Consider the following 24,425-nt stretch of genomic DNA (forward strand, 5'->3'; position numbering starts at 1 on the left):
TTCGCAGCTCCCGGAATGATCGGATGGAATTCGGGCACAATTTGGACGCTTGCGGGACAATACGGGGGAAATTGCACGGTTCGGACAGGAGGGAGAAACGATTGTTGCCCGTTCTGGCGGGAAACCGGCCCCGCCCCCGCCCTTGCGGGCTCCGCCCGGGGTATTTCGGGCAAGACGACGACAATGACGTTGCGTTTGCCGTGACAGGGGGGGCGGCGCTTGTAAGCTGGCCGAAAATGAGAGCCAAAACGCGAGGACGTGATGAGCCATTATCCGCATCTGCTGGCGCCGCTTGATCTGGGCCATGTGGTGCTGCCCAACCGCGTGCTGATGGGTTCGATGCACACCAATCTTGAGGAGACGGGCGACTGGAACCGGGTCGCCGAGTTCTACGCGACGCGGGCGCGCGGCGGGGTCGGGCTGATGGTGACGGGCGGCATGGCGCCGAACCGCGAAGGCGGGGTGTTTCCGGGCGCTGCGGGTTTGTTCACCGCCGCGGACATCGCCAACCACCGGCTGGTGACGGAGCGGGTGCATGACGCGGGCGGGCGGATCGCCATGCAGATCCTGCATGCGGGCCGCTATGCCTATGGGGCGGAATGTGTTTCGGCCTCGGCGGTGAAATCGCCGATCTCGCCCTTTGTGCCGCGGGAGCTGGACGCGGAGGGCATCGAAAAGCAGATCAGCGACATCGCCACCGCAGCCGCCCGCGCCCGCGAGGCGGGTTATGACGGCGTCGAGGTGATGGGCTCGGAGGGCTATTTCCTCAACCAGTTTCTTGTCCGCCATGTGAACCGCAGGACCGACGATTGGGGCGGGTGTTACGAAAACCGGATGCGCCTGCCGGTCGAGGTGATGAAGCGCGTGCGCGCCGCGGTCGGGGCGGATTTCATCGTGATCTTCCGCATCTCGCTGATCGATCTGGTCCCCGAGGGCTCGACCTGGGACGAGGTGGTGATGCTGGCCAAGGCCATCGAAGCCGCCGGGGCCACGATGCTGAATACCGGCATCGGCTGGCACGAGGCGCGGGTGCCGACCATCGCCACTTCGGTGCCGCGGGCGGCGTTTTCCTGGCTGACGGCGCGGTTGCGCCCCGAAGTGGGCATCCCCGTCATCACCTCGAACCGGATCAACACGCCCGAGGTGGCGGAGGGGATTCTGGCCGCGGGAGAGGCCGACATGATCTCGATGGCGCGGCCGTTCCTGGCCGATCCCGATTTCGTCGCCAAGGCCGCCAGCGGCCGCGCGGCGGAAATCGCGCCCTGCATCGGCTGCAATCAGGCCTGCCTTGACCACACCTTCTCGGGCAAGATTTCGTCCTGCCTTGTCAATCCGCGCGCAGGCCATGAAACGGAGCTGGTGCTGACGCCCACCGAAAGCCCGAAACGCATCGCCGTCGTCGGCGCGGGACCGGCGGGCATGGCCTGCGCCATCGCCGCGGCCGAGCGCGGCCATGCGGTGAAGCTGTTCGAGAAGGACGCGGAAATCGGCGGACAGTTGCGGCTGGCCCGCACCATCCCGGGCAAGGAAGAATTCCACGGCCTGACCGACTGGTTCGCCACCATGCTGGCGCGTGCGGGGGTCAGCCTGCGGCTCAATACCGAGGCCACGGTGGCGTCGCTGGGCGGCTTTGACGAGGTGGTGATCGCCACCGGCGTCACCCCGCGCCGCCCCGGCATTCCGGGCGAGGAGCTGGCCGTCAGCTACGCCGATCTGCTTTCGGGCAAGGCCGTGGCCGGGCCGCGCGTCGCGGTGGTGGGCGCGGGCGGCATCGGCTTTGACGTGGCCGAATTCCTGACGGTGACGGAAAGTCCGACGCTGAACCCCGAGGACTGGAGGCGTGAATGGGGCGTCGGCGATCCGGCGCAAAGTCCGGGCGGGCTGGCCGAACCCGCCCCCGCCCCGCCCGCGCGGAGGGTGACGCTGCTGCAACGGAAACCGGAAAAACCCGGCCGCCATCTTGGGAAAACGACGGGCTGGATCCACCGCGCCGCGCTTTCGGCCAAGGGCGTGAAGATGCTCGGCGGGGTGAATTATGACCGCATCACCGCCGAGGGCCTGCACATCAGCTTCGGCCCCGGGCGCGAAAACCCGACGCTGATCGAGGCCGATACGGTGGTGCTGTGTTCGGGACAGGACAGCCAGCGCAGCCTGGCCGAGGCGCTGCGGGCGCAGGGCTTCGCCCCCCATGTCATCGGCGGCGCCGATGTCGCGGGCGAGCTGGATGCGAAACGGGCGATCGATCAGGGCACAAGGCTTGGCGCCCGGCTCTGATCCAGCTTTCATCTTGCGCCAGAGGCCCCGGGGGGGGGGCCGAGGCAGGCCCCCCAGCCTCAGGCTCCGACCTCAGGCTTCAGCCTCAGGCGCCGGTCTCGACGCAATGGCGCCGGAACGCCCGCTTCAGCAGATCCAGTTCCGCCCGCAGCAGATCAAGTTCGGCGCGCAGATCCGCCTCGAGCGGCTGGCCCGCAACAACGGTAAAATGCCCCACCGTGTCGTCGCCCGCGCGCAAGACGAAGGTCTGCACCCCATCCGAGAGCAGCTCCACCGGGATCGGCAGGCTCAGCCGCCAGCGCCCCCCCTCCAGCGCCTCGCAGGCAAGATCGGGCAGCTCCCGCTCCTGATGCGTGACCTTGAGGTTCGGCTCCGCCGCGCCGGTCCACAGACCTTCCCAGCGCCCCGCCGCAATCCGCGATCCTTCCAGCATCCCGCCCTCTCAGATATTGGCGCGCGGATGCCGCGCCACGGACAGATCCCGCAGCAGGATCTGGTTCATCTGCGGCCCCTCGAAGATCAGATCGACCCAGGCCTTTTCGACCCGCTTTTCGTTCATCTTCGTATAGGCCAGATCGAATTCGACGAAATCCGCCCCGCCGCCCAGCGGCATTTCCCGCACCAGCTGATCGGTGTTCGGCCCGTGCTTGACGTTCAGACGACAGAAAATCTCGAGCGGACGTTCCAGCTCGACCGACATCGCCAGCCGGATCAGATGATTGCGCTTCAGCCCCGCCACGCCCGTCTCGGGCAGATCAAGCACCAGCGACAGAAACGAGCCGTCGAAGCGGAACACATCCAGCCGCAGCCCGAACGGCGCGGCATCCTGCGGCGCGCGGTTGCGGATCTGCCGCAGCGTGATCTCGCTGTCGTGGCAATCGTGAAACAGCGTCGCATCGGCGCCGATCCCGGTCCGGCTTTCAATCCCGACACGCCCCGCCGGCACCACCGGACCGCGCCAAAGATCCGGCCGCCAGATCCAGTCGCAGCCAAGCGGGCGCTCGATCCCGTCACCGCCAGCGACCGACAGGGCCAGATGCTCCTCGGCCCGAAACAGCACCCGGTCCAGCGTGCGCCGCAGCGACTGCGCATCGTCGCGCAGCTGCGCAAGCTCTGCCGGGCCAAGCCGGGACACCTTGCGCCCGGCCCGTTCCCAGCGCGCCAGCATCCTGCCTTGCGCCAGACGGTCAAGGAGTGAATTGGACTTTCCGGACATGTTCACCTTGGCGATCCGAGGACGCCACCATCATACCAGAGGCTGGTTATGCAGAGGTTGTTTTGCACCGGCTCCGGGCAGAAATGAAGCTTAAAATCGGGATGAAACACCGCATTTCGAACGCGCCGCAACCCTGTCGCGAAACACATTTCAGGCACTCTCCAAATGGGATCAATTCAGATCATGAATGGTCTCGTCGAAAGCCGCAAGCAATTCCAGCTGAGTCGCGTCATCCAGCGCGCTGCCCGCCAGCGGCAGCACCGACAGCGCCGCGACATGGCCGCCCAGACCGATGATCTCGCGCCAGTAGACCGGGTCCACCGGAGCGGTGTCCGGGGCGGAGCGATCGGCGATTTTCAAAAGCAACCGCCGCTCCTCGCGCTTCACCGCCAGGATCCGCACATCCCGCGCCTTGCCCGACCGCGCCAGCGCCGCCCGCCCGGCCCGGCTTTTGAAAAACGCCTCGTAGCTGTCGAAGGCGGTCTCGACCGGATCCGCGCTGAGCGGTCCGATCGTGGCGCTGAGCAGCGCCTTTTGCGCCGGTCGCGGCGCGCGCGGATCGCCGCCGATCGCGGCACAGCTGCCCCAGAGCACGAAGCTGCCCTCCGGCCCGTCGCGGGTCGAGCCGGGATCGACACAGAACCCGTCCGGCGCCAGCAGGGTCATCTCGCCCTGTTGCAGGGTGACCCGGCCGGTGACCGGCTTGTGCTTCGGCAAGGGCAGCTCGAGTTTGAACGGCAGCGCCGTGACGCAGCCCGACAGGACAAGGCTCAGACACAGAGTGATCAAGATCCGTCGCATCATCCCCCCCTGCTCGCGCGGCTCTTCCTATCAAGGCGCGCGACCCGGCGACAAGCGCCGAGTTGCCCCCCGGGCGGGTTTCGCCTTGCCGCTTCCGTCGGGTCACGGCATCTTGGCCCGAACGGAGGCGAATATGGTCTATCTTGCGATTGATGGCGGCGGCAGCGGCTGCCGGGCGGTTCTGTGCGATGCCGAAGGCCGCGCGCTGGACCGGGCCGAGGGCGGGCCCGCGAATATCGCCACCGATTTCGAAGCGGCACTGGACAGCCTGCGCGGGCTGGCGCTGCGGGTGATCGCGGACCGGCCGCTCGATCAGGTGCGGGCGGTGCTGGGCGTCGCCGGGGCGAATCTCTCGGGCGCGGCGCTGCGGCTTGAGGCGGCGCTGCCGTTCCGGGCCAAGGTGGTGCAGGATGTGACCACCTCGCTGCGCGGCGCGCTGGGAACGGGCGACGGGATCATGGCGGCAATCGGCACCGGCTCGGTCTTTGCGCGGCAGTTGGGCGGGCAGGTCACGGCGATCGGCGGCTGGGGGTTCCGGCTGGGCGACGAGGCCTCGGGCGCCTGGATGGGGCGGCTGATGCTGAACCGGATCACCCGGATGCTGGATGGCTATGCGCCGCTCTCGCCGCTGGCGCGGGCGATCCTTGCGGATCTGGGCGGCGGTCCGGGGCTGGTCGCCTTCACGCTGCAAAAGACGCCTGCCGATCACGCGCTGCTGGTGCATCGCATGGCGAGCGCCTTCGACGATCCGCTGTCGCGCCATGTGCTGGCCGAGACCCGGGCCGAGCTGCGCGCGGCGATCGGGCTGTTGCAGACCGACCCGCCGCTGCCGGTGGTCTGGCTGGGCGGGCTCGGTCCGACGCTGGCGCTGACCGACTGGCCGCGGGCCGAGCCTTTGGGCACGGCGCTTGACGGCGCGATGGCGATGGCGCGGGACCCGGCAACATGGGCCGCGTGATCCTGACCGGGGCACGGCTGTTCGACGGGACCCGGTGTCACGACGGACAGGCGGTGGTGATCGAGGGCGACCGGATCGCGGCGATCCTGCCCATGGAGGACACGTCCGAAGCCGAGCGGATCATGCTGGACGGCGGCCTGCTTGCGCCCGGGCTGATCGACCTGCAGGTGAATGGCGGCGGCGGGGTGATGCTTTCGGGCGATGATCCGCTGGCCGAGATCGCCACGATCTGTTCCGCCCATGCGCGCCTTGGCACGACCGGGCTTTTGCCCACGCTGATCACCACCTCGGCCCGGCAGACCCGCGCGGTTCTGGCCGCCGGTGTGGCGGCAGTGGGCCGGGTGCCGGGGTTCCTTGGCCTGCATCTCGAAGGGCCGCATCTCGACCCGAAACGGCCCGGCTGCCATCCGGCCGCGCACATCCGGCCGATGACCGAGGACGACCTTCTGACGCTGTGCGAGGCCCGCGCCGGTCTGCCCGCACTGCTGCTGACCGTGGCCCCCGCTGCGGTGTCGCCCGATCAGATCGCCCGGCTGACCGAGGCGGGGGTGGTGGTGGCGCTGGGTCATTCCGATTGCAGCATGGCGCAGGCGCAAGCCGCCTTCGCGGCGGGCGCGCGGGCGGTGACGCATCTTTACAATGCGATGAGTCCGCTTGGGTCGCGCGAGCCGGGGCTGGTCGGCGCCGCCCTGTCGCTGCCCTTCGCCTGCGGCCTGATCGCCGATGGCCTGCATGTCTGCGCCGACTCGGCCCGGCTGGCCCTACGGCTGGCGGGGGAGCGGATCTTCCTTGTCACCGATGCGATGGCGGTCGCGGGCACCGATCTGACCGGATTCGATCTGGCGGGGCAACGCATCCATCGTGCCAACCGCAGCCTGAGGACGGAAAACGACACGCTGGCCGGGGCGGATCTGAGCCTGCCCGACGCGATGCGATTCTGTGTCGGGATCCTGGGGCTGTCGCCCGAACAGGCGCTGACCATGGCCACCGCGCGCCCGGCGGCGCTGATCGGGTCAAACCGCGGGCGGATCGCCCCCGGCCTGCCCGCCGATCTGGTGCATCTGACCGACGACTGGGCACTGACCCGCGTCTGGCAGGGCGGTCAGCTTCAGGCGAACTCGCCCACCGCATAGCCCTGAATATAAAGCAGCGCCGAAAGATCGCCGTGGTTGATGCGGATATCGCATTGCGCCGCGACCGAGGGCTTGGCGTGCAGCGCCACCCCCGCCCCGGCCAGCTGCAGCATGCCCAGATCATTGGCGCCGTCGCCCACCGCCATCACCTCGGAATGCGCCAGTTTCAGTCTTTCCGAAATTTCCAGAAACGCCTGAACCTTGGCTTCGCGCCCCAGGATGGGCCACACCGGAACCCCGGTCAGCTTTCCGTCCTCGATGCCCAGAACATTCGCCCGGTTCTCGTCAAAGCCAAGCGTTTCAGCGACATAGCCGGTGAAGGCGGTAAATCCGCCCGACACCAGCGCACAATAGGCGCCGTTCGCCTTCATCGTCCGCAACAGGTCATGACCGCCCGGCATGAAGGTAATGCGCTCGGCAATCACCCGGCCGATGACGCTTTCGGACAGACCGCGCAAAAGCCCCAGCCGCTCGGTCAGCGCGCCTTCGAAATCCAGTTCCCCATTCATCGCGCGGGCGGTGATCGCACTCACCTGCGCGCCGACGCCTGCCACATCGGCCAGCTCGTCGATGCATTCCTGCTGGATCATCGTGCTGTCCATATCGGCCAGCAGCATCTTTTTCTTCCGCCCCTCGGCCCCCTGCACCACAAGGTCGAACCCCAGCTTCTGCAGATCGTCCCAGACCTGCCAGCGGTTCTCGGGCATCCTGTCGATCGGGAATTCGGCGGCGATGCCGGGGGCCAGCCAGCGGACCTCTCCGCCCCCCCAGGCATTGCGCAGCGAGGTGACCGTGACCGCCTCCAGATTGGCGGCTTTCGGGTCGGCGAGAAGCGTGGCGATGAACATGGATCAGGGGTCCCGGGGCTGGAGGGATGTCGCTTTTGAAATCCGATGCGGCGCTTTAGCGTGATTTTCCATCTTGTGCCAGAGGGGCAAAACCTGTAGCAGCGACGGCGGGACACCCTTCCCCAACGAAGGGCGTTTATCTGGAAGGATAGCGACATGACGAATACTGCCCCGGCCACCCGTCCGGCGAATGCACGTTTCTCTTCGGGCCCCTGCGCGAAGATCCCCGGTTTCTCCCTCGACATGCTCTCGGATGCGCCGCTTGGCCGGTCGCACCGTGCCGCCATCGGCAAGAACAAGCTGAAAGAAGCCATCGACCTGACCCGCGAAATTCTGGGCGTTCCGGCGGATTACCGCATCGGCATCGTGCCCGCCTCTGACACCGGCGCCGTCGAAATGGCGCTCTGGTCGCTTCTGGGCGCCCGCAAGGTGACGATGTGCGCCTGGGAAAGCTTCGGCTCCGGCTGGGTCACCGATGTCGTCAAGCAGCTGAAACTTGACGCCGAAGTGAAAGAGGCTGGCTACGGCGACATCGTCGATTTCGCCACGGTCGATTTCAACACCGATGTCGTCTTCACCTGGAACGGCACCACCTCTGGTGTGCGCGTGCCGAATGGCGACAAGATCCCGGCCGACCGCGAAGGCCTGACCATCTGCGACGCCACCTCGGCGGCCTTTGCGATGGACCTGCCCTGGGACAAGCTCGATGTCACCACCTTCTCCTGGCAGAAGGTGCTGGGCGGCGAAGGCGGCCATGGCGTGCTGATCCTGTCGCCCCGCGCGGTGGAACGGCTGGAAAGCTACACCCCGGCCTGGCCGCTGCCGAAGATCTTCCGCCTGACCTCCAAGGGCAAGCTGATCGAAGGCATCTTTGTTGGCGAAACCATCAACACCCCCTCGATGCTCTGCGTCGAAGATTATCTGGTGGCGATGAAATGGGCGAAGAGCATCGGCGGGCTGAAAGGCCTGGTCGACCGTGCCGCCGCGAACGCCAAAGTGGTCTGGGACTTCTGCGCCGCCAATCCGTGGATTGCCAATCTGGCGAACGATCCGGCGACGGCCTCCACGACCTCGGTCTGCCTCAAGTTCAACGACGCCCGCATCAAGGACGGCGCCGCCTTTGCCAAGGCTGTTGCCAAACGCCTTGAAAAAGAAGGGGTTGCGCTGGATATCGGCGCCTATCGCGATGCCCCTGCCGGTCTGCGGATCTGGTGCGGCTCGACCATCGAAAAAGCCGATGTCGAGGCCCTGATGCCCTGGCTCGCCTATGCCTTCGAGGCGGAAATCGCGGCGCAAGCCTGATTTCAGAACTGCGATGGGCGCAGGCCGCGCCCATCCTTTCCCACATTTCCGAAATTTCAGGAGCCCATGAAATGGCCCCCAAGGTTCTGATCTCTGACGAACTCTCCGATGCTGCCGTGCAGATCTTCCGCGATCGCGGCATCGAGGTGGATTTCCAGCCCAAGCTCGGCAAGGACAAGGAAAAACTGGCCGAGATCATCGGCAATTATGATGGCCTGGCCATCCGCTCGGCGACCAAGGTCACCGCGGCGCTTCTGGAAAAGGCGACCAATCTGAAGGTCGTCGGCCGCGCCGGGATCGGTGTCGACAACGTCGACAAGGAAGCGGCGTCGAAAAAAGGCGTGATCGTGATGAACACGCCCTTTGGCAACATGATCACCACTGCCGAACATGCGATCGCGATGATGTTCGCCGTGGCGCGGCAAATCCCCGAGGCCTCGGCCTCGACCCATGCTGGCAAATGGGAAAAGTCGAAATTCATGGGCGTCGAGCTGACGGCCAAGACGCTGGGCGTGATCGGCGCGGGCAATATCGGCGGGATCGTCTGCGATCGCGCCAAGGGCCTGAAGATGAAAGTGATCGCTTACGATCCCTTCCTGTCGGAAGAAAAGGCCGAGAAGATGGGCGTCGATAAGGTTGAGCTGGAAGAGCTGCTCCGCCGCGCCGATTTCATCACGCTTCACGTGCCGCTGACCGACAGCACCCGCAACATCCTGAGCCGCGAAAACCTCGCCAAGACCAAGCCCGGCGTGCGCATCATCAACTGCGCCCGCGGCGGTCTGGTGGACGAAGAGGCACTGGCCGACATGCTGAAATCGGGCCATGTCGCGGGCGCCGCCTTTGACGTGTTCTCGGTCGAACCGGCGGAAACCAACCCGCTCTTCAACCTGCCGAATGTCGTCTGCACGCCGCATCTGGGCGCCTCGACCTCGGAAGCGCAGGAAAACGTCGCCCTGCAGGTGGCCGAGCAGATGGCGAATTACCTGCTGGATGGCGCCGTCGAAAACGCGCTCAACATGCCCTCGATGACCGCCGACGAAGCCCGCGTCATGGGGCCGTGGGTGAAGCTCGCCGAATATCTGGGCGCCTTCATCGGCCAGATGACCGACGAGCCGATCACCGCGATCAACGTCACCTATGACGGCACCGCCTCGACGATGAACCTGCGTGCGCTCGAATGCGCCGTCATCGCCGGGATCATGAGCCGGGTGAACCCGGACGTGAACATGGTCTCGGCCCCGGTGATCGCCAAAGAACGCGGCATCCAGCTTTCGACCACGACGCAAGACAAGTCGGGCGTGTTCGACGGCTACATCAAGATCACCGTCGTCACCGACAAGCGCGAGCGGTCGATTGCGGGCACCTGCTTCTCGGATGGCAAGCCGCGCTTCATCCAGATCAAGGGCATCAATGTCGATGCCGAGGTCGGCCGCCACATGCTTTACACGACCAACAAGGACGTGCCCGGCATCATCGGCAAGCTTGGCACGCTCTTGGGCGAACACAAGGTCAACCTGGCGAACTTCACCCTGGGCCGCGCGGCCGCAGGCGGTGAGGCCATCGCCATCGCCTATCTCGACGAGGCGCTCGATGCCAAGGTTGTGTCCGAACTTGAAGCCACCGGCCTCTTCCAACAGGTGAAACCGCTGGAATTCAACATCGCCTGATCCTAGATTCAAGGCGTTACCAGGCCCTCCGCGACCGCGGGGGGCCTTTTCGTTGGAGAGACCATGCAGACCTATGCAATCGGCGACATCCACGGCCAATATGACCTGATGATGCGCGCCTTCGACCGGATCGAAACCGACCGCGCCCGGGAAGGCGCCCCCGACAGCCCCGTGGTGGTGCTGGGCGATCTCGTCGACCGCGGCCCGAATGCGGCGGGGGTGATCGCCCATCTGTTCGAGCGGCAGCAAACCGACGACACTCTGATCGTGCTCAAGGGCAATCACGACCGGATGTTCTCGATTTTCCTCGAAGATCCCTTCGGCCGCGACCCGCGGCTGCGCGCCGAATACACCTGGATGCATCCGCGGCTGGGCGGGCCCGAGACGCTGGCTTCCTACGGCATCCGCGAACCGGCGAACCGGCCCACGGGGCAGGTCCATGCCGAGGCGCTTGCCGCCGTGCCGCCCACGCATCGCCGCTGGCTGGCCGGTCTGCCGCTCTTTCATCAGCGCGACGAAGCGATCTTCGTGCATGCGGGCATTCGCCCCGGCGTGCCGCTGACCGCGCAGACCGAGGATGACCTGCTCTGGATCCGCGCCCCGTTTCTGGAAGACCCCCGCGATCACGGCGCGCTGATCGTGCATGGCCATACCGCGCTTGACGCTCCCAGCCATTACGGCAACCGGCTGAACCTTGACAGCTCGGCCGGCTATGGCGGGCCGCTCTCCGCCGCGGTGATCGAGGGGCGGCAGGCCTGGCTGCTGACCGACCGGGGCCGGGTGGCCCTGGGCTGAGAACGCCACATTAACCAATTCGGCGCATGATTCCGGAAACAGCACCCCGGAGGCTCCGATGCGGACAAGATCGACACCACGCCTGCGCACCCATTGGATCGTCACCCATCCCGACGGGGCAGAGGGGCGCACGGAACTGCGGTTGGTCTGGGCCTTCGGCTTCTGAGAAAGTGACGTTCCGTCACGCCGGGCCAAAGCCCTGTTCCCCGCCCCCGGGGCAGAGATAACCTTTCCGCATTGCAGCGGAGGGGAGCTCATGACCGGCATTGTCATTCTTTCGGGCGCACGGACCGCCATCGGCGGCTTTGGCGGCAGCCTTGCGGGCCTTGCGCCCGTCGATCTGGCCACAATCGCCACGCGGGCGGCGCTGGCGCGCTCGGGCGTCGCGCCCGAACAGATCAATCAGGTGGTGATGGGCCATATCCTGAACACCGAACCGCGCGACATGTATGTCGGCCGCGTCGCGGCCTTGCAGGCGGGCGTGCCGGTCGAAACGCCCGCGATGAACGTGAACCGGCTTTGCGGCTCGGGGGTGCAGGCCATTGTCTCGGCCGCACAGGCGCTGATGCTGGGCGAGGGCGATTTCGCGCTGGCGGGCGGTGTCGACGTGATGAGCCGCGCACCCTATATCCTGCCCGCCGCGCGGTTCGGGCAAAAGATGGGCGATGCCAGCGTGATCGACATGATGCTGGGGGCGCTGTCCTGCCCCTTCGGCACCGGCCATATGGGGGTGACGGCGGAAAACGTCGCCACCGAATGCGGCATCACGCGCGAGGATCAGGACGCTTTCGCGCTGCAAAGCCAGATCCGGGCCGCGGCGGCGATTGCGGCGGGGGCCTTCAAGGAGGAAATCGTGCCCGTCGAGATCGCCACGCGCAAGGGCACGGTGATTTTCGACACCGACGAACACCCGAAGACCACCACGCTGGAAAAACTGGCCGCGCTGAAACCCGCCTTCCTCAAGGGCGGCTCGGTGACGGCGGGCAATGCCTCGGGCATCAATGACGGTGCCGCGGCGCTGGTGATCGCGCGCGAGGAGGCCGCGATGGCGACCGGCTTGAAACCCTTGGCGCGCATCCGCGGTTTCGCCGTCGCGGGCGTGCGCCCCGAGGTGATGGGCCTTGGCCCGATCCCGGCGGTGCGGCTTTTGTGCGAAAGGACCGGGCTGAGGGTCACGGATTTCGACGTGATCGAAAGCAACGAGGCTTTCGCAGCGCAGGCGCTTGCTGTTTCACGTGCGCTTGACCTCGATCCGGCCAAGGTCAACCCGAACGGCGGCGCCATCGCGATGGGCCATCCGGTCGGTGCCACCGGGGCAATCCTGACGGTGAAGACGCTTTATCACCTGCACCGGACTGGCGGTCGGCTTGGCCTGATCACCATGTGCATCGGGGGCGGTCAGGGGATTGCACTGGCGATCGAGCGCCTCTGACCCCCGTCGCAAGGGCGTATTTGGACCAAGAAAAAGCAGCTGTTTTTTCTTGGCAAAAATACGCCCTTCTCACGGTTTGAGCACGATCTGCCGGTGGTCGCTGCGCCCCTGCGCATCCAGCACGGTCAGCGACACGAAGCCCGGGCCGGTCAGGTCGAGCACGGTTTCCCGCGTCCGGCTGCCCACCAGCAGCGGCGCGCCATTCGCCAACCAGGTGAAGGGCGGCGCGCCGCCGCGCAGCTTCACCGTCAGCCCCTGCCCCGCCATCTCGATCTCGGCGTCCTCGGGCGGGAAGGTCACTTCCGGGGCGCCCGCGACCACCGTCGCAAAGGCCGCGTCGCGGGGGCGGAAGCGCTGCAGCGGCTGCGGCAGCCGGGCATTGGGCAGGATCAGCGTCGCGGGCGGCGGCGGCGGCAGGGGGGCGCGGGCGGCGCCGATACGGTCGAACAGTTCGAACAGCACCGGCGCCGCCAGCTCGCCGCCAAAGGCGCCCGGAACCGGCGTGCCATCGGCGCGGCCCATCCAGACACCCGCGACATGGGCGCCGTCAAAGCCCAGCGCCAGCGCGTCGCGATGGCCATAGGAGGTGCCGGTCTTGAAGGCGATCCGGTTTGGCGCCGCCCCGGGCGGCGGCGGGATGCGCGACAGGATTTCCACCACCTGCCAGGCCGCGACCGGGCCGAAAAGCGCGCCATCGCGCGGACCGGCCTTGCCCGCCTCGGCCGAAAGCCGCAAGGGGCGGCCCAGCCGGGCCAGCGCCGCATAGGCCTGAACCAGATCCTGCAAGCTCATCCCCACCCCGCCCAGACTGACCGCCAGACCGGGCGGCGCATCGCTTGGCAACAGCACCTTCGCCCCGGCCTTGCGCAAGCTGGAGAGCAGCCGCTCAGGCCCCAAAGCCTCGGTCAGGCTGACGACCGAGATGTTGAGCGAGAGCGACAGCGCCTGCCGCACCGGCACGGTGCCGCGAAAACTGCGGTCGAAATTTTGCGGCCGCCACGGGCCGAAGGCCACCGGGCGGTCCTCGATCAGGGTTTCGGGATGGGCCAGACCGTCATCGAAGGCCAGCGCATAGACGAAGGGTTTCAGCGTCGATCCGGGCGAGCGCGGCGCCTGGGTCAGGTCCAGAAACCCCGCCCGTTTCGCATCGGTCCAGGCGGCGCCGCCGACCGAGGCGAGGATCTCGCCGGTCCGGTGATCGGCCACCAGAAGCGCCACCGAGACCTGCCCGGCCTGCCCCGCCACCGCCCGGCCTGCCAGCGCCTCGGCCGCGCGTTGCAGCCCCGGCGCGATCGTCGTCTCGATCCGCGCCCCGCGCGGCGCGGCGGCGGCAAGCCGTTCGGTCAGATGCGGGGCGAGCGCGGGAAAATCGCGCCGCCGCGTCGGGATCGGTTCGGCCTTGGCCGCCGCCGCCGCATCGGGGGCCAGAACGGCTTCGGCGGCCAGACGATCCAGAACCCGGTCGCGGGCGATCTTGGCGGCCTTTGGAAAGCGGTCCGGGCGGCGGGTCTCGGGCGATTGCGGCAGGGCGATCAGCAGCGCCGCCTCGGCCGGGGACAGCCGCCGCGGCTCCTTGCCAAACCAGGCCAGCGACGCCGCCCGGACGCCTTCGACATTGCCGCCAAAGGGCGCCAGTCGCAGATAGAGATCAAGGAGTTGCGCCTTGCTCAGATGCCGCTCCAGCGCCAGCGCCAGCCGCGCCTGCCGCAGCTTGCCATCCAGTCGGCCGGTCGAGCCTTCCTCCAGCAGTCGCGCCACCTGCATCGTCAGCGTCGAAGCGCCCGAGACCACCTGCCCGTTCCACAGCATCTGCGCCCCGGCCCGCAGCACGGCGATGGGGTCGACGCCGGAATGGTGGTAAAACCGGCCGTCTTCATAGGCGACCAGCGCCGTCAGATAGGCCGGATCGACCGGACCGGGGGCCAGCCGCCAGCGGCCATCAGCGACCGGAAAGGCGCGCAGGATCGTGCCGTCACGGGCCAGAACCTCGGTGCCGACATCCACCCCCAGGGGCGGCAGCGGCGCGGTGGCGACCCAGCGTTCCAGCCCGTCGCGCAGGCCCGCCACCGACAGCAGAACAAGGGCGGCGGTGAAAACCCCCGCCGCCCGCAGGTGCAGTGTCATTCCACCGTCACCACCCCGGTCTCGCCATGCGCCCGCATCTCGGGGCGATACATGTCTTCGACCGAGGCCGCCGGATGGACGAAGGTCCCGGGGCTGACCGCGCGCACGACATAGGCCAGCCGGAACGGCTGATCGCTTTGCCAATCCAGCGCGGCCAGGAACCGATCCTGCCGGAACTCGGTCGTGAGCGGATTTTCCTCGACCGAAAGCCAGTCAAGCGCCGCCAGATCGCCCGCGCGGATCAGGTTCGGGTTGTCGATCTCGAAGCCCGCGGGCAGCGGATCATTGACCATCAGCCGCGCTTCCTGACGGCCAAGCGGCTTGATTTCCAGCACCGTCACCAGCCGCGTGCCTTGGGCAACCTTGGTGGCATCAACCTCTTCGCCCTCCAGCGTGTAATAGCTGCGCACAATCGCCCAGCCCTTGCCCCCGGCCTTTTCCGCCACCTCGGGCACGCCGACCGTGGTCAGGGTCAGCGTCTGCGGGGCGTCGCCGGTGTTCGCAATCGCCAGCGCGCGACCAGCCGTCTCGGCGTCGATCACCTTGACGAGCGGCCCGGTCACCGGAGCGCCATCCACCGTCAGCCCCTCTGCCCCGGGCCGGTCGATCAGCGCGTGGGCGGCCAGCAGCGTCCAACTCGCCTCCTGCGTCGACAAGGGCGTGCTGCCCAGACGCGCGATCACCGATTGGCCCACCGTCTCGGGATTGACCGCAGTCGAACCCGCTTCCGACGCCAGCGCCAGCACCGCCGCGGCATCGCGCAGATAGGTGCCATAATCGTCGCGCCAGACCGGCTTTTCATCGCCCAAAGCCGAGACCGACTTGGCCGCCCGGGCAAACATCGCATCGGCCCGGGTCTGATCGCCATAGGAGGCCAGCGCCGCCCCCAGTTGCGCCATCGCGAGCGGCGTCGCGAAATCATCGCCCTTCACATCGGCGAAATAACGCAGATCGCCAATCGAGGCCGCGCCTTCGCGCGCCAGAACCATCAGCTGATAGGCCAGAACCCGGCCGCCGCCATTGCTGGTCCGGTCGAAATCGGGCGCGTAATTCACCTGATTGCGCAGGTTGTCCAGCGCGTTGCGGAAGGCCATGTCCGGCACCGCATGACCGGCCTTGCGGGCGCGGCTAAGGAAATCGGTGACATAGGCATCGAGCCAGCCATCGCCCGACATCGGCCCCCAAAGCCCGAAGGCGCCCGAGGCATCCTGATGGGTCAGCACCTTGGAAATCGCCACTTCGATGCGCGCGTCGATATCCTTGGGCGTGCCCAGCTCCATCGCCTCGGCCACCGAGGAGAGATAGAGCAGCGGCATCGCCGTCGAGGTGATCTGCTCGGTGCAGCCATAGGGGTAATGGTCCAGCGCCTGCAACAGCGCGGGCGTGTCGAAACGGGCGATCGGCCCCGCCGCCAAGGTCGCGCGGGCGGAACCGGGCAGGAAGCCCGCGAAAACATTGGCGTCAAAGGTGAAGCTCTTGCCCGCGGCAAGATCGAAGCGCGATTGCCGCGCCACCTCGGGGCTGTTGTCCTGAACGGGGATTTTCAGCACCTTTTCCAGAAGCTTGCCATCGGGCGTCGTCAGCGCCACCCGGATTTCCTGCACCCCTTCGGCCTTGGGCGCTGTCACCGGCACGGCGATTTCCGCCTTGCCCAGATCGGCCAGATCGACGCCCGAAGGACGCTCCCCAAGGCTCAGCCCGGCCGAGGTCACATCAAGCCCCATCCGCCCCGAAGGCCCGGTGGCATGGACGATCTCCAAAAGCAGCCGCGAGCTGTCGCCCGGCGCCAGGAACCGCGGCACCGAGGCTGTCACCACCACCGGATCGCGGACCAGAACATCGGACGACGCCTGCCCAACGCCGGTCTTCGACCAGACCACGGCCGAAAGCCGCACCGTGCCGTTGAAGGCGGGCAGGTCGAAACTGGTGCGGATCACACCATCCTCATCCGCGGTCAGCGCGCCCGAGAAATAGGCCACCAGTTCCTCTGTGGGCGGCGGCGCCTGCAGCGTCATGTCCCGCCCGGCATCGCCCCCGGCGCGGATCACCCCCATCTCGCCGCTGCGACCATCGATCAGCCGCCCGTAGACATCGCGCAGCCCGACGCCCAGACGGCGCTGGCCAAAGTAATGCGCCGAAGGGTCGGGCGCCTTGAACCCGGTCAGGTTCAGAATGCCCAGATCCACCGCCGCAATCGTCGCGTAAACGGTCTCGCCTTTCTTGATCCCGTCGACCTTCAGCGCCACCGGCAAAGCCGCGCGCGGATCGGAGGCGGCGGGCACCTCGAAGGCCGCCTTCAGCGCCCGTTCGCCCGGATCGACCGTGGCATAGGCCAGACCCATCGCCCGGTTCGGGGCCCGGCTTGGCGCCTCTTCGGCCAAGGGCCGCAGCACGGAGGCCGTCACATAGGCCCCCGCCCCCCATTCCTGCGTCACCGGCAGGTCGATGCTGTTTTCACCGGCCTCGACCTCGACCGATTTCAGCGCCACCACCCGGTTCGACAGGACCGAGACCAGCGCCACCCCCCGGGCCGGGGCGACGATGCGCAGATGCGCCGTGTCGCCCAGCGCATAGGCGGGCTTGTCGAGCGCCAGTTGCAGCCGGTCGGGGCTGGCCAGAACATCGGCGGGGGCATACCAACCCGCGTCAAAGGCCATGCTGGCGGCCACCGCGCCGCTTTCGTCCTCGACGACAAGCTCGTATTGGCCCCAATCGACCTTGGCCGCGATCTGCAGCGGCCCGGCCGCGGTCAGATCGCCCTTGCCCTCGGCCACGCGGGTCCGGCGGGTGATCGGCTCCCAGTTCCAATAGCCACTGACCGCATACCACTGGTAGCTGGTCTCGACCTTGTTCACCACCCAATGTAGCGCCATCGGCACCGGCTGCAGATCCGGGCCGAGGGTCGTGACCTCGAAGCCCGCCTGCGATCCCTCGGGCACGGCGCCCTCGGCGAATTGCGGCTTGATCCCCAGAACCGGCGCCGCGGGCATCACCAGACGCTTGATCTCGCGGCTGATCGGACGGCCCGAGCCTTCGCGCACTTCCACCGCAAAGGTCGCCTCCAGCGGGCGGTCGGCACTCAGCGCCGCCTCGGGCAGCGAGACGGCAATCTCGGCCGCGCCGGTCTCGTCGGTCTCGCCCGCCTCCAGACTATCAAAAAACGTCTCGAAGGTCGTGTCGTGACGCCCAAAGACATATCCCGCGAAGCCCGGAACCTCGGCCGCGGTGCGCAACGCGAAGCTGCCCTCGGTGCCCAGCCCGGCCCCCGGCGCGCCGAACAGATAGCGCGCCGAAACCCCGATCAGCGGCATGTCATCCCCGGCCAGAACGCCTTCGGGCAGGGTCAGGGTGGCGTCGATCCGTTCGGGCAGGAAGTCTTCCACGAGGACCTTGGCCGAGGCGAGCGGTTCGCCCTTGGGATCGGCAAAGATATCCAGCCGCCAGGTGCCGCGCGGCGCCTGCGCCCCAATCGGCAGGGCGATGGTATGCCCGCCCGCGCCCGCATCCTCGGTCAGGGCGCGGGAATATTCGACGCCATCGGGCCGCAGCAGCACGGCGGTCAGCGGCAGGCCATCAATCGCCTGCGTGCTGGCATCGCGGGCCAGAACCGTCGCATGCACCGTCTCGCCCGCACGATAGGCGCCGCGGTCGGTGGTCAGGAAAACGTCGATCGCGGGCGCGGGGGGCATCCCCTCGACACCGCGATCAGACAGGTCGAATTCCGCATCGGTCAGCGACAGATAGGCCAGATCCTCGCCGCGGCTGACCGCGATCAGCGCCGGGGCGGCATTGTCCTTGCCCGCGGCCTGTTCGGGGGCGAAATGCACCACGCCCTCCGCATCGGTCGTGGCCGTCGCGATCACCGCATTGGCCTTGGACACCAGTTGCACCTCGGCGCCCTCGACCGCGCCCGCATCCGAGAGCCCGCGCACCGCGACGGTCAGCCCATCCGCGCCCGAATAGCTGGTCAGCCCCAGATCCGAGATCATGAACCACTGCGCCGCGGGCGGCTTTTCATAGGGGTCCGCCCCCGGCACCGCCGCGGTCAGCACATAGATGCCCGCCCCGAGCGGCCCGGTCACCTCCTGCACCGGCAGACGGGTGGTCATGTCGCGGTTGACCTCCATCTTCACCTCGGCGCTGCCGTGCCAGACCTCCTCGGCATATTGGCTCTTGAAGTAATCGACCGACCAGCCGTCCATCGAACGGGCAAAGTAATCCTCGCGCATCGCGGCCACCAGATTGCGGTCCGACACCCGCAGGATCTTCAGATCCAGCCCCTTGAGGTTCACCGTCTGCACCGGCACGCCACTGTCAGCCCCGCGCGGCAGGATATAGGCGCGGCCGGGGAAGCTGACCGCAGGCGCCCGGTCGCGCACATAGGCGGTGATCGTGACATCCTTGCCCAGCGTTTCCCCCGTCGCCGCGGGCAGGCCCTTGCGGAAGGTCAGCGCATAGCGTTGGCCGTGTTTCACCCCGCCGACACAAATCTGGTTCGCCTCGGCCTCGACCGAAAGCCCGGTTTCGGGCAGCTGCACGAAAGGCACGTAATCGACCCCGGTCTTCACCAGATCGGCGTTGAAATTGGCACAGATCCGGGGACTTGCGCTATCGGCCTCGACGCTGTTGTCCTGAATGCGGAAACCGTATTTGCCCTCGGCCTCAGTCAGCGCGGCGGCGATATCCTCGCGCGCCGACAGCGTCGTGGCCAGTCGCAGCGTCGAAAGCGCCTCGCGGGTGCGATCGGCCTTTTCCAGCGCCTGCGCCAGAACGAAGAGCGCCTCGGCCTGACCGGCGGGCTTTGCCGCGCGCAGATAACCGTTCACCGCCGCCGAAACCGAGCGGCCGACCGCCTCGGAATCCTCCAGCCGCAGGCCCAGCGCCGCATAATCCGTCCATTGATCGGCGGCATCGGAGAGCACGATCATCGCCCCCTCCAAAGCCTGCGCCCGCGCCCAGTCCGCCTGCGCCCGGGCCTGTTTCAGCCCCGCGGCCAGCTCTTCGGGGCTGGTGAAATTCGTCAGATGCAACCGCCCCATCGAGGCCGCCAGCGCCGTCGCCTCGGTCAGACTGCCCTCGGCCAGAAAATCCAGATCGGCGGCCCGGGTTCTGGCCCGCGCCTCGGCGCCCTTGTTCGCCGCCACCACCACGCCCGAAAACGCGCCCTGATACGGCGTCATCGCCGTCACCCCGGCCTTCGGGAAACAGGAATTGCTGCGCGCGTTGAAGGTCACCGCCTCACAGGCCGAATCGGACAGGCAGGCGGCTTCGCAAGCCTCAAGCGTGGTGTCGAAAATCTGCCTCAGATCCCGGCCCGCAAGATCCATCCCCTCGGCAATCGACAGCCGTCGCTCAGGGACAAGCGGGATATCCTGCGCCATCGCAGGGCCGATACTGCCAATCACTGCACAGAAGGAAAGAAAGACCGAGGACAGACGCATGGAAACCTCCGGGCTGAATGCGCGGATGCTCTCATGCGGTCGGGTTTCGTTCAACCGCGAAGCGGCCGGGTTAAGAGCGTTAAGCAGATTTTCACCGAAGGCTGGGATGGTGCGACAGGATTTTCGACAGGTGCCGGGAATGGACGCCATCTTGGCAGAGAAATTGGCGCAGGAGCGACGGGCTCGGCTGGCGGCGGAACGGCTGCTGGAGCAGAAGAAGCGCGAGCTGTTTGCGGCGAACCAGAAACTGGCCCTGCATGCGCGGGCGCTTTCGGAACAGATCGTGCAGCAGCGGCACGGGCTGCAGCAGGCCCTGACCGAGGCCGCCTCGCTCAAGGGCGAGAATTCGCGCGTGCGCGGCGATCTGCAGCGGGCGGAATCGGTGGCGATGATCGCGCAGCGGCGGCTGTGGGACGCGCTGGAAACCATCCGCGACGGCTTTGCGGTTTATGACGGCGATCTGCGGCTGGTGGTGGCGAACCGGGCCTATCTGTCCTTCTTTCATGGCGAGGTGGCGATCACCGCGGGCGTCACTTATGATGCCGTGCTGAAACTTGTCGCGAAGCACGAAATGGTGGACATGGCGGGCCGCGATCCGCTGGACTGGCACCACGAGATGATCGCCCGGATCCGGCGCGAACATATCGAACCGATCGTGCTGCGCACCCGCGAGGGGCGTCACATCAAGCTGATCGACCGCTGGGGCGAGGATGGCGATCTGGTCTGTCTGGCGCAGGACATCACCCATATCATCGAGCGCGAACAACAGCTTGAGGAGGCCCGCAACAAGGCCGAAGCGGCGAACCGGGCGAAATCCGCCTTCCTCGCGAACATGAGCCATGAGATCCGCACGCCGATGAATGGCGTCGTCGGCATGGCGGAACTGCTGGGCGAGACCGAGCTGAACGAGGAACAGCAGCTTTACGTCGAGACCATCCGCTCCTCGGGCGAGGCGCTGTTGACGATCATCAACGACGTTCTGGATTACTCGAAGATCGAGGCCGAGCGGCTGAAGCTTTACCCCGAAGTCTTTGATCTGGAACGCTGCCTGCATGAGATCATGGTGCTCTTGCAGCCCTCGGCCAAGGACAAGGGCGTCAAGCTGCTGGTCGATTACGACCTGTTCCTGCCCACCCGCTTCGTCGCCGATCCGGGGCGGATGCGGCAGATCCTGACCAACCTGATCGGCAATGCGGTCAAGTTCACCCATTCCGGCCATGTGCTGGCCCGCGTCGTCGGGTTTGAGCGTGACGCCGAAGATTACGAATTGCATGTCACCGTCGAGGATACCGGCATCGGCATCTCGCCCGAAAATCTCGATCATGTCTTCGGCGAGTTCAATCAGGTCGAGGCGACCTCGAACCGCCGCTTCGAGGGCACCGGGCTTGGTCTCGCCATCACCCGGCAGCTGGTGCATCTGATGGGCGGCTCGGTCTGGGTCGACAGCCAGCTGGGCGAGGGCTCGTGCTTTGGCTTCCGCGTCACCCTGCCCCGCGCGGAACCGGTGGCGCCGCTTGACCGGCCGACGCCGCCCGTCACGCTGCGCGCGGCGCTCGTCGTGGATGATCTGCTGGTGAACCGGGTGATTCTGGAACGGCAGCTGCAGACCTACGGGCTGGACGTGACGCTCTGCCGCTCCGGGACCGAGGCGCTGAAGGTGCTGGATGAGGGCACCCGCTTCGATCTGGTGCTGACCGATCACCACATGCCCGATCTGGACGGGCTGGAGCTGACCCGGCGGCTGCGGGCGATGGGCCATGACACGCCGATCCTGCTTCTGACCTCGGACAGCGCGGCGCTGGACGCGGCGCAGGACAATTGCGATCTGTTCGGCTGTCTGGAAAAGCCGGTGTTGCGCTCGGACCTGTTCCGCATGCTGCAGAAATTGTCGCTGCCGGCCGAACCGAAGGCCGCAGAGCCCGCCCCGCCGCCGCCGCCCGCGCTGCCGCCGCAGAAGCGGCAGATGCGGATTCTGGCGGCCGAGGACAACCGGACCAACCAGCTTGTCTTCGGCAAGATGGTGAAGGATTTCGACATCGAGCTGCGTTTTGCCGCGAATGGTCTCGAAGCGGTCGAGGAATGGCGCCGCTTTCAGCCCGATCTGATCTTCATGGACATTTCCATGCCCGAGATGGACGGGCGCGAAGCCACCCGGACGATCCGCCTGCACGAGCAGGACAAGGGCACAAGGGTGCCGATCTGCGCCCTGACCGCCCATGCGATGGAAGGCGACAGCGAGTCGATCTTTGCCGCGGGGCTCGATTTCTATCTGACGAAACCGCTGCGCAAGGCCTCGATCGTGGAACGGATTCAGGCGCATCAGCCCGCGGATGCGCGCCCGGCGCTGCCGGAGGGGCTGGAGAGCTGATCAGCCGTGTTCGGCGATCAGCGCAAGGAAAGTGTCGGCGAACCGGTCCAGCTTCGCTTCGCCCATTCCGGCGATCCGCTCCAGATCGGCGCGGCTGCGCGGCTTTGTCTCGGCGATCCGGCGCAGCATCGTTGCGGTGCAGCACAAGAACCGGTCATGCCCGTCCTCGCCCCGTGCCAACGCCCGCTGCGCGCTGTCGAGCGCATCATAAAGGCTTGCCGCCGCGGTCCCGGCGAGCTTCCGCCGCGCCGGATGCACCGGCCCGGCCGCCCCCGCCCCCGCGATCACTTCGAGGAAGGCGCGGCCATAGCTTTCCAGCTTCTTCGCCCCCACCCCGCTCACCTGCGCGACCTGATCGAGCGTCCGCGGCCGCAGTTCCGCCATCTCGATCAGGGTGCGGTCGGGAAAGATCATGTAGGCGGGCAGACCCGCCGCCTCGGCCAGCGCGCGCCGTTTCGCCTTCAGCGCCGACAAGAGCGGCGCGTCTTCGTCGGAAACAAGCGCCTTCGGCACAGGCTTGACCCTGGCCTTGCGCACCAGATCACGGCGCAGCGTGATGCGTTCCTCGCCGCGCAGGATCGGCCGGGCGCGCTCGGTCATCACCAGCGCACCATGTCGCGCCGCATCGGGGCGGATCAGGTCATGGCCCTGCATCTGCCGGAACACCGCCTGCCATTCGGTGCGGCTCAGATCCCGGCCGACGCCAAAGGTCGGCAGCCGGTCATGGCCGCGCGCGGTGATCCGGTCGTTCGTTTGCCCCAGCAGCACCTCGATCAGATGCCCGGCGCCGTAACTTTCCTCGGTGCGGAGCGCGGCGGAAAGCGCCTTGCGCACCGCCTCGGTGCCGTCGAACAGCTCGGGCGGCGTCTCGCACAGATCGCAGTTGCCGCAAGGGCCCGAGTCTTCCCCGAAATAGGCCAGCAGCCTTTGCCGCCGGCAGCCCGTCGCCTCGGCCAGACCCAGAAGCGCATTCAGCCGCCCGTGATCGGCGGCCTTGCGCTCGGGGGGCGCCAGGCCCTCGTCGATCTGCTGGCGGCGAAACCGCACGTCATCGGCGCCATAAAGCGTCAGCGTCTCGGCAGGCGCCCCGTCGCGCCCGGCGCGACCGATTTCCTGATAATAGCTCTCGATCGATTTCGGCAGATCGGCATGGGCAACCCAACGGATGTCGGGCTTGTCGATCCCCATGCCGAAAGCCACCGTCGCCACCACGATCAGCCCGTCCTCGCGCTGAAACCGCATCTCGACGCGGCGCCGGTCTTCGGCCTCCATGCCGCCGTGATAGTGACAAGCCGGATGACCCGCCGCGATCAGCGCCGCGGCCAGTTGCTCGGTCTTCGCCCGCGAGGCGCAATAGACGATCCCCGATTGCCCCCGCCGCGCCGCGACATAGTCAAGGATCTGCTTGCGCGGCTGGTCCTTGGGCTCAAACGCCAGCGAAATGTTCGGCCGGTCAAAGCCGCGCAGGAAGGTCGCGGGCGGGATGCCGTCGAACAGCCGGGTGACGATCTCGGCCCGGGTTTCCTCGTCCGCCGTCGCGGTAAAGGCCGCCAGCGGCACATCCAGCGCCCGGCGCAGATCGCCGATGCGCAGATAATCGGGGCGGAAATCATGGCCCCACTGGCTGACGCAATGCGCCTCATCGACCGCGATCAGCCCGGTCTTCGCGCGCCGCAGCAGGGCGAGCGTCCCCGCTCCGGCCAGCCGCTCGGGCGCGATGTAAAGCAGTTTCAGCCGCCCGGCGTCGATCGCCGCGAAGACCGCCTCGGTCTCCTCCTCGGTATTGCCCGAGGTCAGCGCCCCGGCCTCGACCCCGGCTTCGCGCAAAGACCGCACCTGATCGCGCATCAGCGCAATGAGCGGCGAGATGACCACCGTCAGCCCCGGCAGGCATAGCGCAGGCAACTGGAAACACAAGGATTTCCCGCCACCCGTCGGCATGATCGCCAAGGTGTTGCGCCCTGCCAGAACCGCCCGCACGATTTCCTCCTGCCCCGGTCGGAAGGCATGGAATCCGAAAACCGAGGCAAGCATTGCCTCGGGGCTGGGGTCGGGCAGGCTCATGC

The 24,425-nt window shown here is 67.2% G+C and carries 15 protein-coding genes; 8 read left to right on the top strand and 7 right to left on the bottom strand.

All coding sequences use genetic code 11. From position 1 onward, the window contains the following. Nucleotides 1–261 precede the first annotated feature (261 nt). Nucleotides 262–2,274, top strand: coding sequence for an oxidoreductase (locus tag AC4PTB_RS16880; protein WP_492191011.1), 2,013 nt, complete (start codon nt 262–264; stop codon nt 2,272–2,274). 85 nt (nt 2,275–2,359) lie between these two features. Here the strand turns inward: AC4PTB_RS16880 and AC4PTB_RS16885 are convergent, their stop codons facing one another. From AC4PTB_RS16885 to AC4PTB_RS16895, 3 genes are all read right to left on the bottom strand, one after another. Further along, nucleotides 2,360–2,707 carry a hypothetical protein gene (locus tag AC4PTB_RS16885; protein WP_492191012.1) on the bottom strand — a complete coding sequence of 116 codons (348 nt, stop codon included), beginning with the start codon at nt 2,705–2,707 and terminating at the stop codon, nt 2,360–2,362. A 9-nt stretch (nt 2,708–2,716) separates the two neighbouring features. Beyond that, a complete protein-coding gene (locus AC4PTB_RS16890; protein ID WP_492191013.1) occupies nt 2,717–3,490 on the bottom strand; it encodes a DUF6478 family protein in 774 nt (257 codons plus the stop codon). A gap of 171 nt (nt 3,491–3,661) precedes the next feature. Further along, on the bottom strand, nt 3,662–4,291 hold the full coding sequence (locus tag AC4PTB_RS16895) for a hypothetical protein (protein ID WP_492191014.1): 630 nt from the start codon (nt 4,289–4,291) through the stop codon (nt 3,662–3,664). Between the two features lie 133 nt (nt 4,292–4,424). Between AC4PTB_RS16895 and AC4PTB_RS16900 the strand changes: the two genes are divergently transcribed. Together AC4PTB_RS16900 and nagA are read left to right on the top strand one after the other, a co-directional pair. Further along, nucleotides 4,425–5,249, top strand: coding sequence for a glucosamine kinase nucleotide-binding domain-containing protein (locus AC4PTB_RS16900; protein ID WP_492191015.1), 825 nt, complete (start codon nt 4,425–4,427; stop codon nt 5,247–5,249). After that, a complete protein-coding gene (gene nagA / locus AC4PTB_RS16905) occupies nt 5,237–6,382 on the top strand; it encodes an N-acetylglucosamine-6-phosphate deacetylase (protein WP_492191016.1) in 1,146 nt (381 codons plus the stop codon). Before AC4PTB_RS16900 ends, nagA begins: the two co-directional genes overlap by 13 nt. Here nagA and serB read toward each other — a convergent pair. Next, complete coding sequence (gene serB, locus AC4PTB_RS16910) at nt 6,358–7,230, bottom strand: phosphoserine phosphatase SerB (RefSeq protein WP_492191017.1); 873 nt, start codon at nt 7,228–7,230, stop codon at nt 6,358–6,360. The genes nagA and serB overlap by 25 nt on opposite strands. A 156-nt stretch (nt 7,231–7,386) precedes the next feature. Between serB and AC4PTB_RS16915 the strand changes: the two genes are divergently transcribed. The 4 genes from AC4PTB_RS16915 (at nt 7,387) to AC4PTB_RS16930 (ending at nt 12,426) form a co-directional block, all read left to right on the top strand. After that, nucleotides 7,387–8,532 (top strand): phosphoserine transaminase, encoded by a 1,146-nt coding sequence (locus tag AC4PTB_RS16915; protein ID WP_492191018.1) that lies wholly within the window; start codon nt 7,387–7,389, stop codon nt 8,530–8,532. A 71-nt stretch (nt 8,533–8,603) separates the two neighbouring features. Further along, entirely contained in the window at nt 8,604–10,199 is a 1,596-nt protein-coding gene (serA, locus tag AC4PTB_RS16920) for a phosphoglycerate dehydrogenase (RefSeq protein ID WP_492191019.1), read from the top strand. 63 nt (nt 10,200–10,262) lie between these two features. Then, nucleotides 10,263–10,994, top strand: coding sequence for a metallophosphoesterase family protein (locus AC4PTB_RS16925; protein ID WP_492191020.1), 732 nt, complete (start codon nt 10,263–10,265; stop codon nt 10,992–10,994). A gap of 256 nt (nt 10,995–11,250) precedes the next feature. Continuing rightward, nucleotides 11,251–12,426 (top strand): acetyl-CoA C-acyltransferase family protein, encoded by a 1,176-nt coding sequence (locus tag AC4PTB_RS16930; protein ID WP_492191021.1) that lies wholly within the window; start codon nt 11,251–11,253, stop codon nt 12,424–12,426. Nucleotides 12,427–12,495: 69 nt separating this feature from the next. Here AC4PTB_RS16930 and pbpC read toward each other — a convergent pair whose 3' ends face one another. Next, nucleotides 12,496–14,550 (bottom strand): penicillin-binding protein 1C, encoded by a 2,055-nt coding sequence (gene pbpC / locus AC4PTB_RS16935; RefSeq protein ID WP_492191022.1) that lies wholly within the window; start codon nt 14,548–14,550, stop codon nt 12,496–12,498. Continuing rightward, nucleotides 14,547–19,991, bottom strand: a complete 5,445-nt coding sequence (locus tag AC4PTB_RS16940; protein WP_492191023.1) for an alpha-2-macroglobulin family protein — start codon at nt 19,989–19,991, stop codon at nt 14,547–14,549. The genes pbpC and AC4PTB_RS16940 overlap by 4 nt, the downstream gene beginning before the upstream one ends. A 139-nt stretch (nt 19,992–20,130) precedes the next feature. Here AC4PTB_RS16940 and AC4PTB_RS16945 point away from each other — a divergent pair, with 139 nt between their 5' ends. Beyond that, the gene (locus AC4PTB_RS16945; protein WP_492191024.1) at nt 20,131–22,359 is read left to right on the top strand and encodes a response regulator; all 2,229 of its coding nucleotides are present in this window, start codon (nt 20,131–20,133) and stop codon (nt 22,357–22,359) included. On the opposite strand, the gene recQ is transcribed toward AC4PTB_RS16945, so the two are convergent. Then, nucleotides 22,360–24,423, bottom strand: coding sequence for a DNA helicase RecQ (recQ, locus tag AC4PTB_RS16950; protein WP_492191025.1), 2,064 nt, complete (start codon nt 24,421–24,423; stop codon nt 22,360–22,362). It abuts the gene before it with no gap. Nucleotides 24,424–24,425 lie beyond the last annotated feature (2 nt).

This window comes from Rhodobacter sp. 4.3.4, assembly GCF_058724655.1.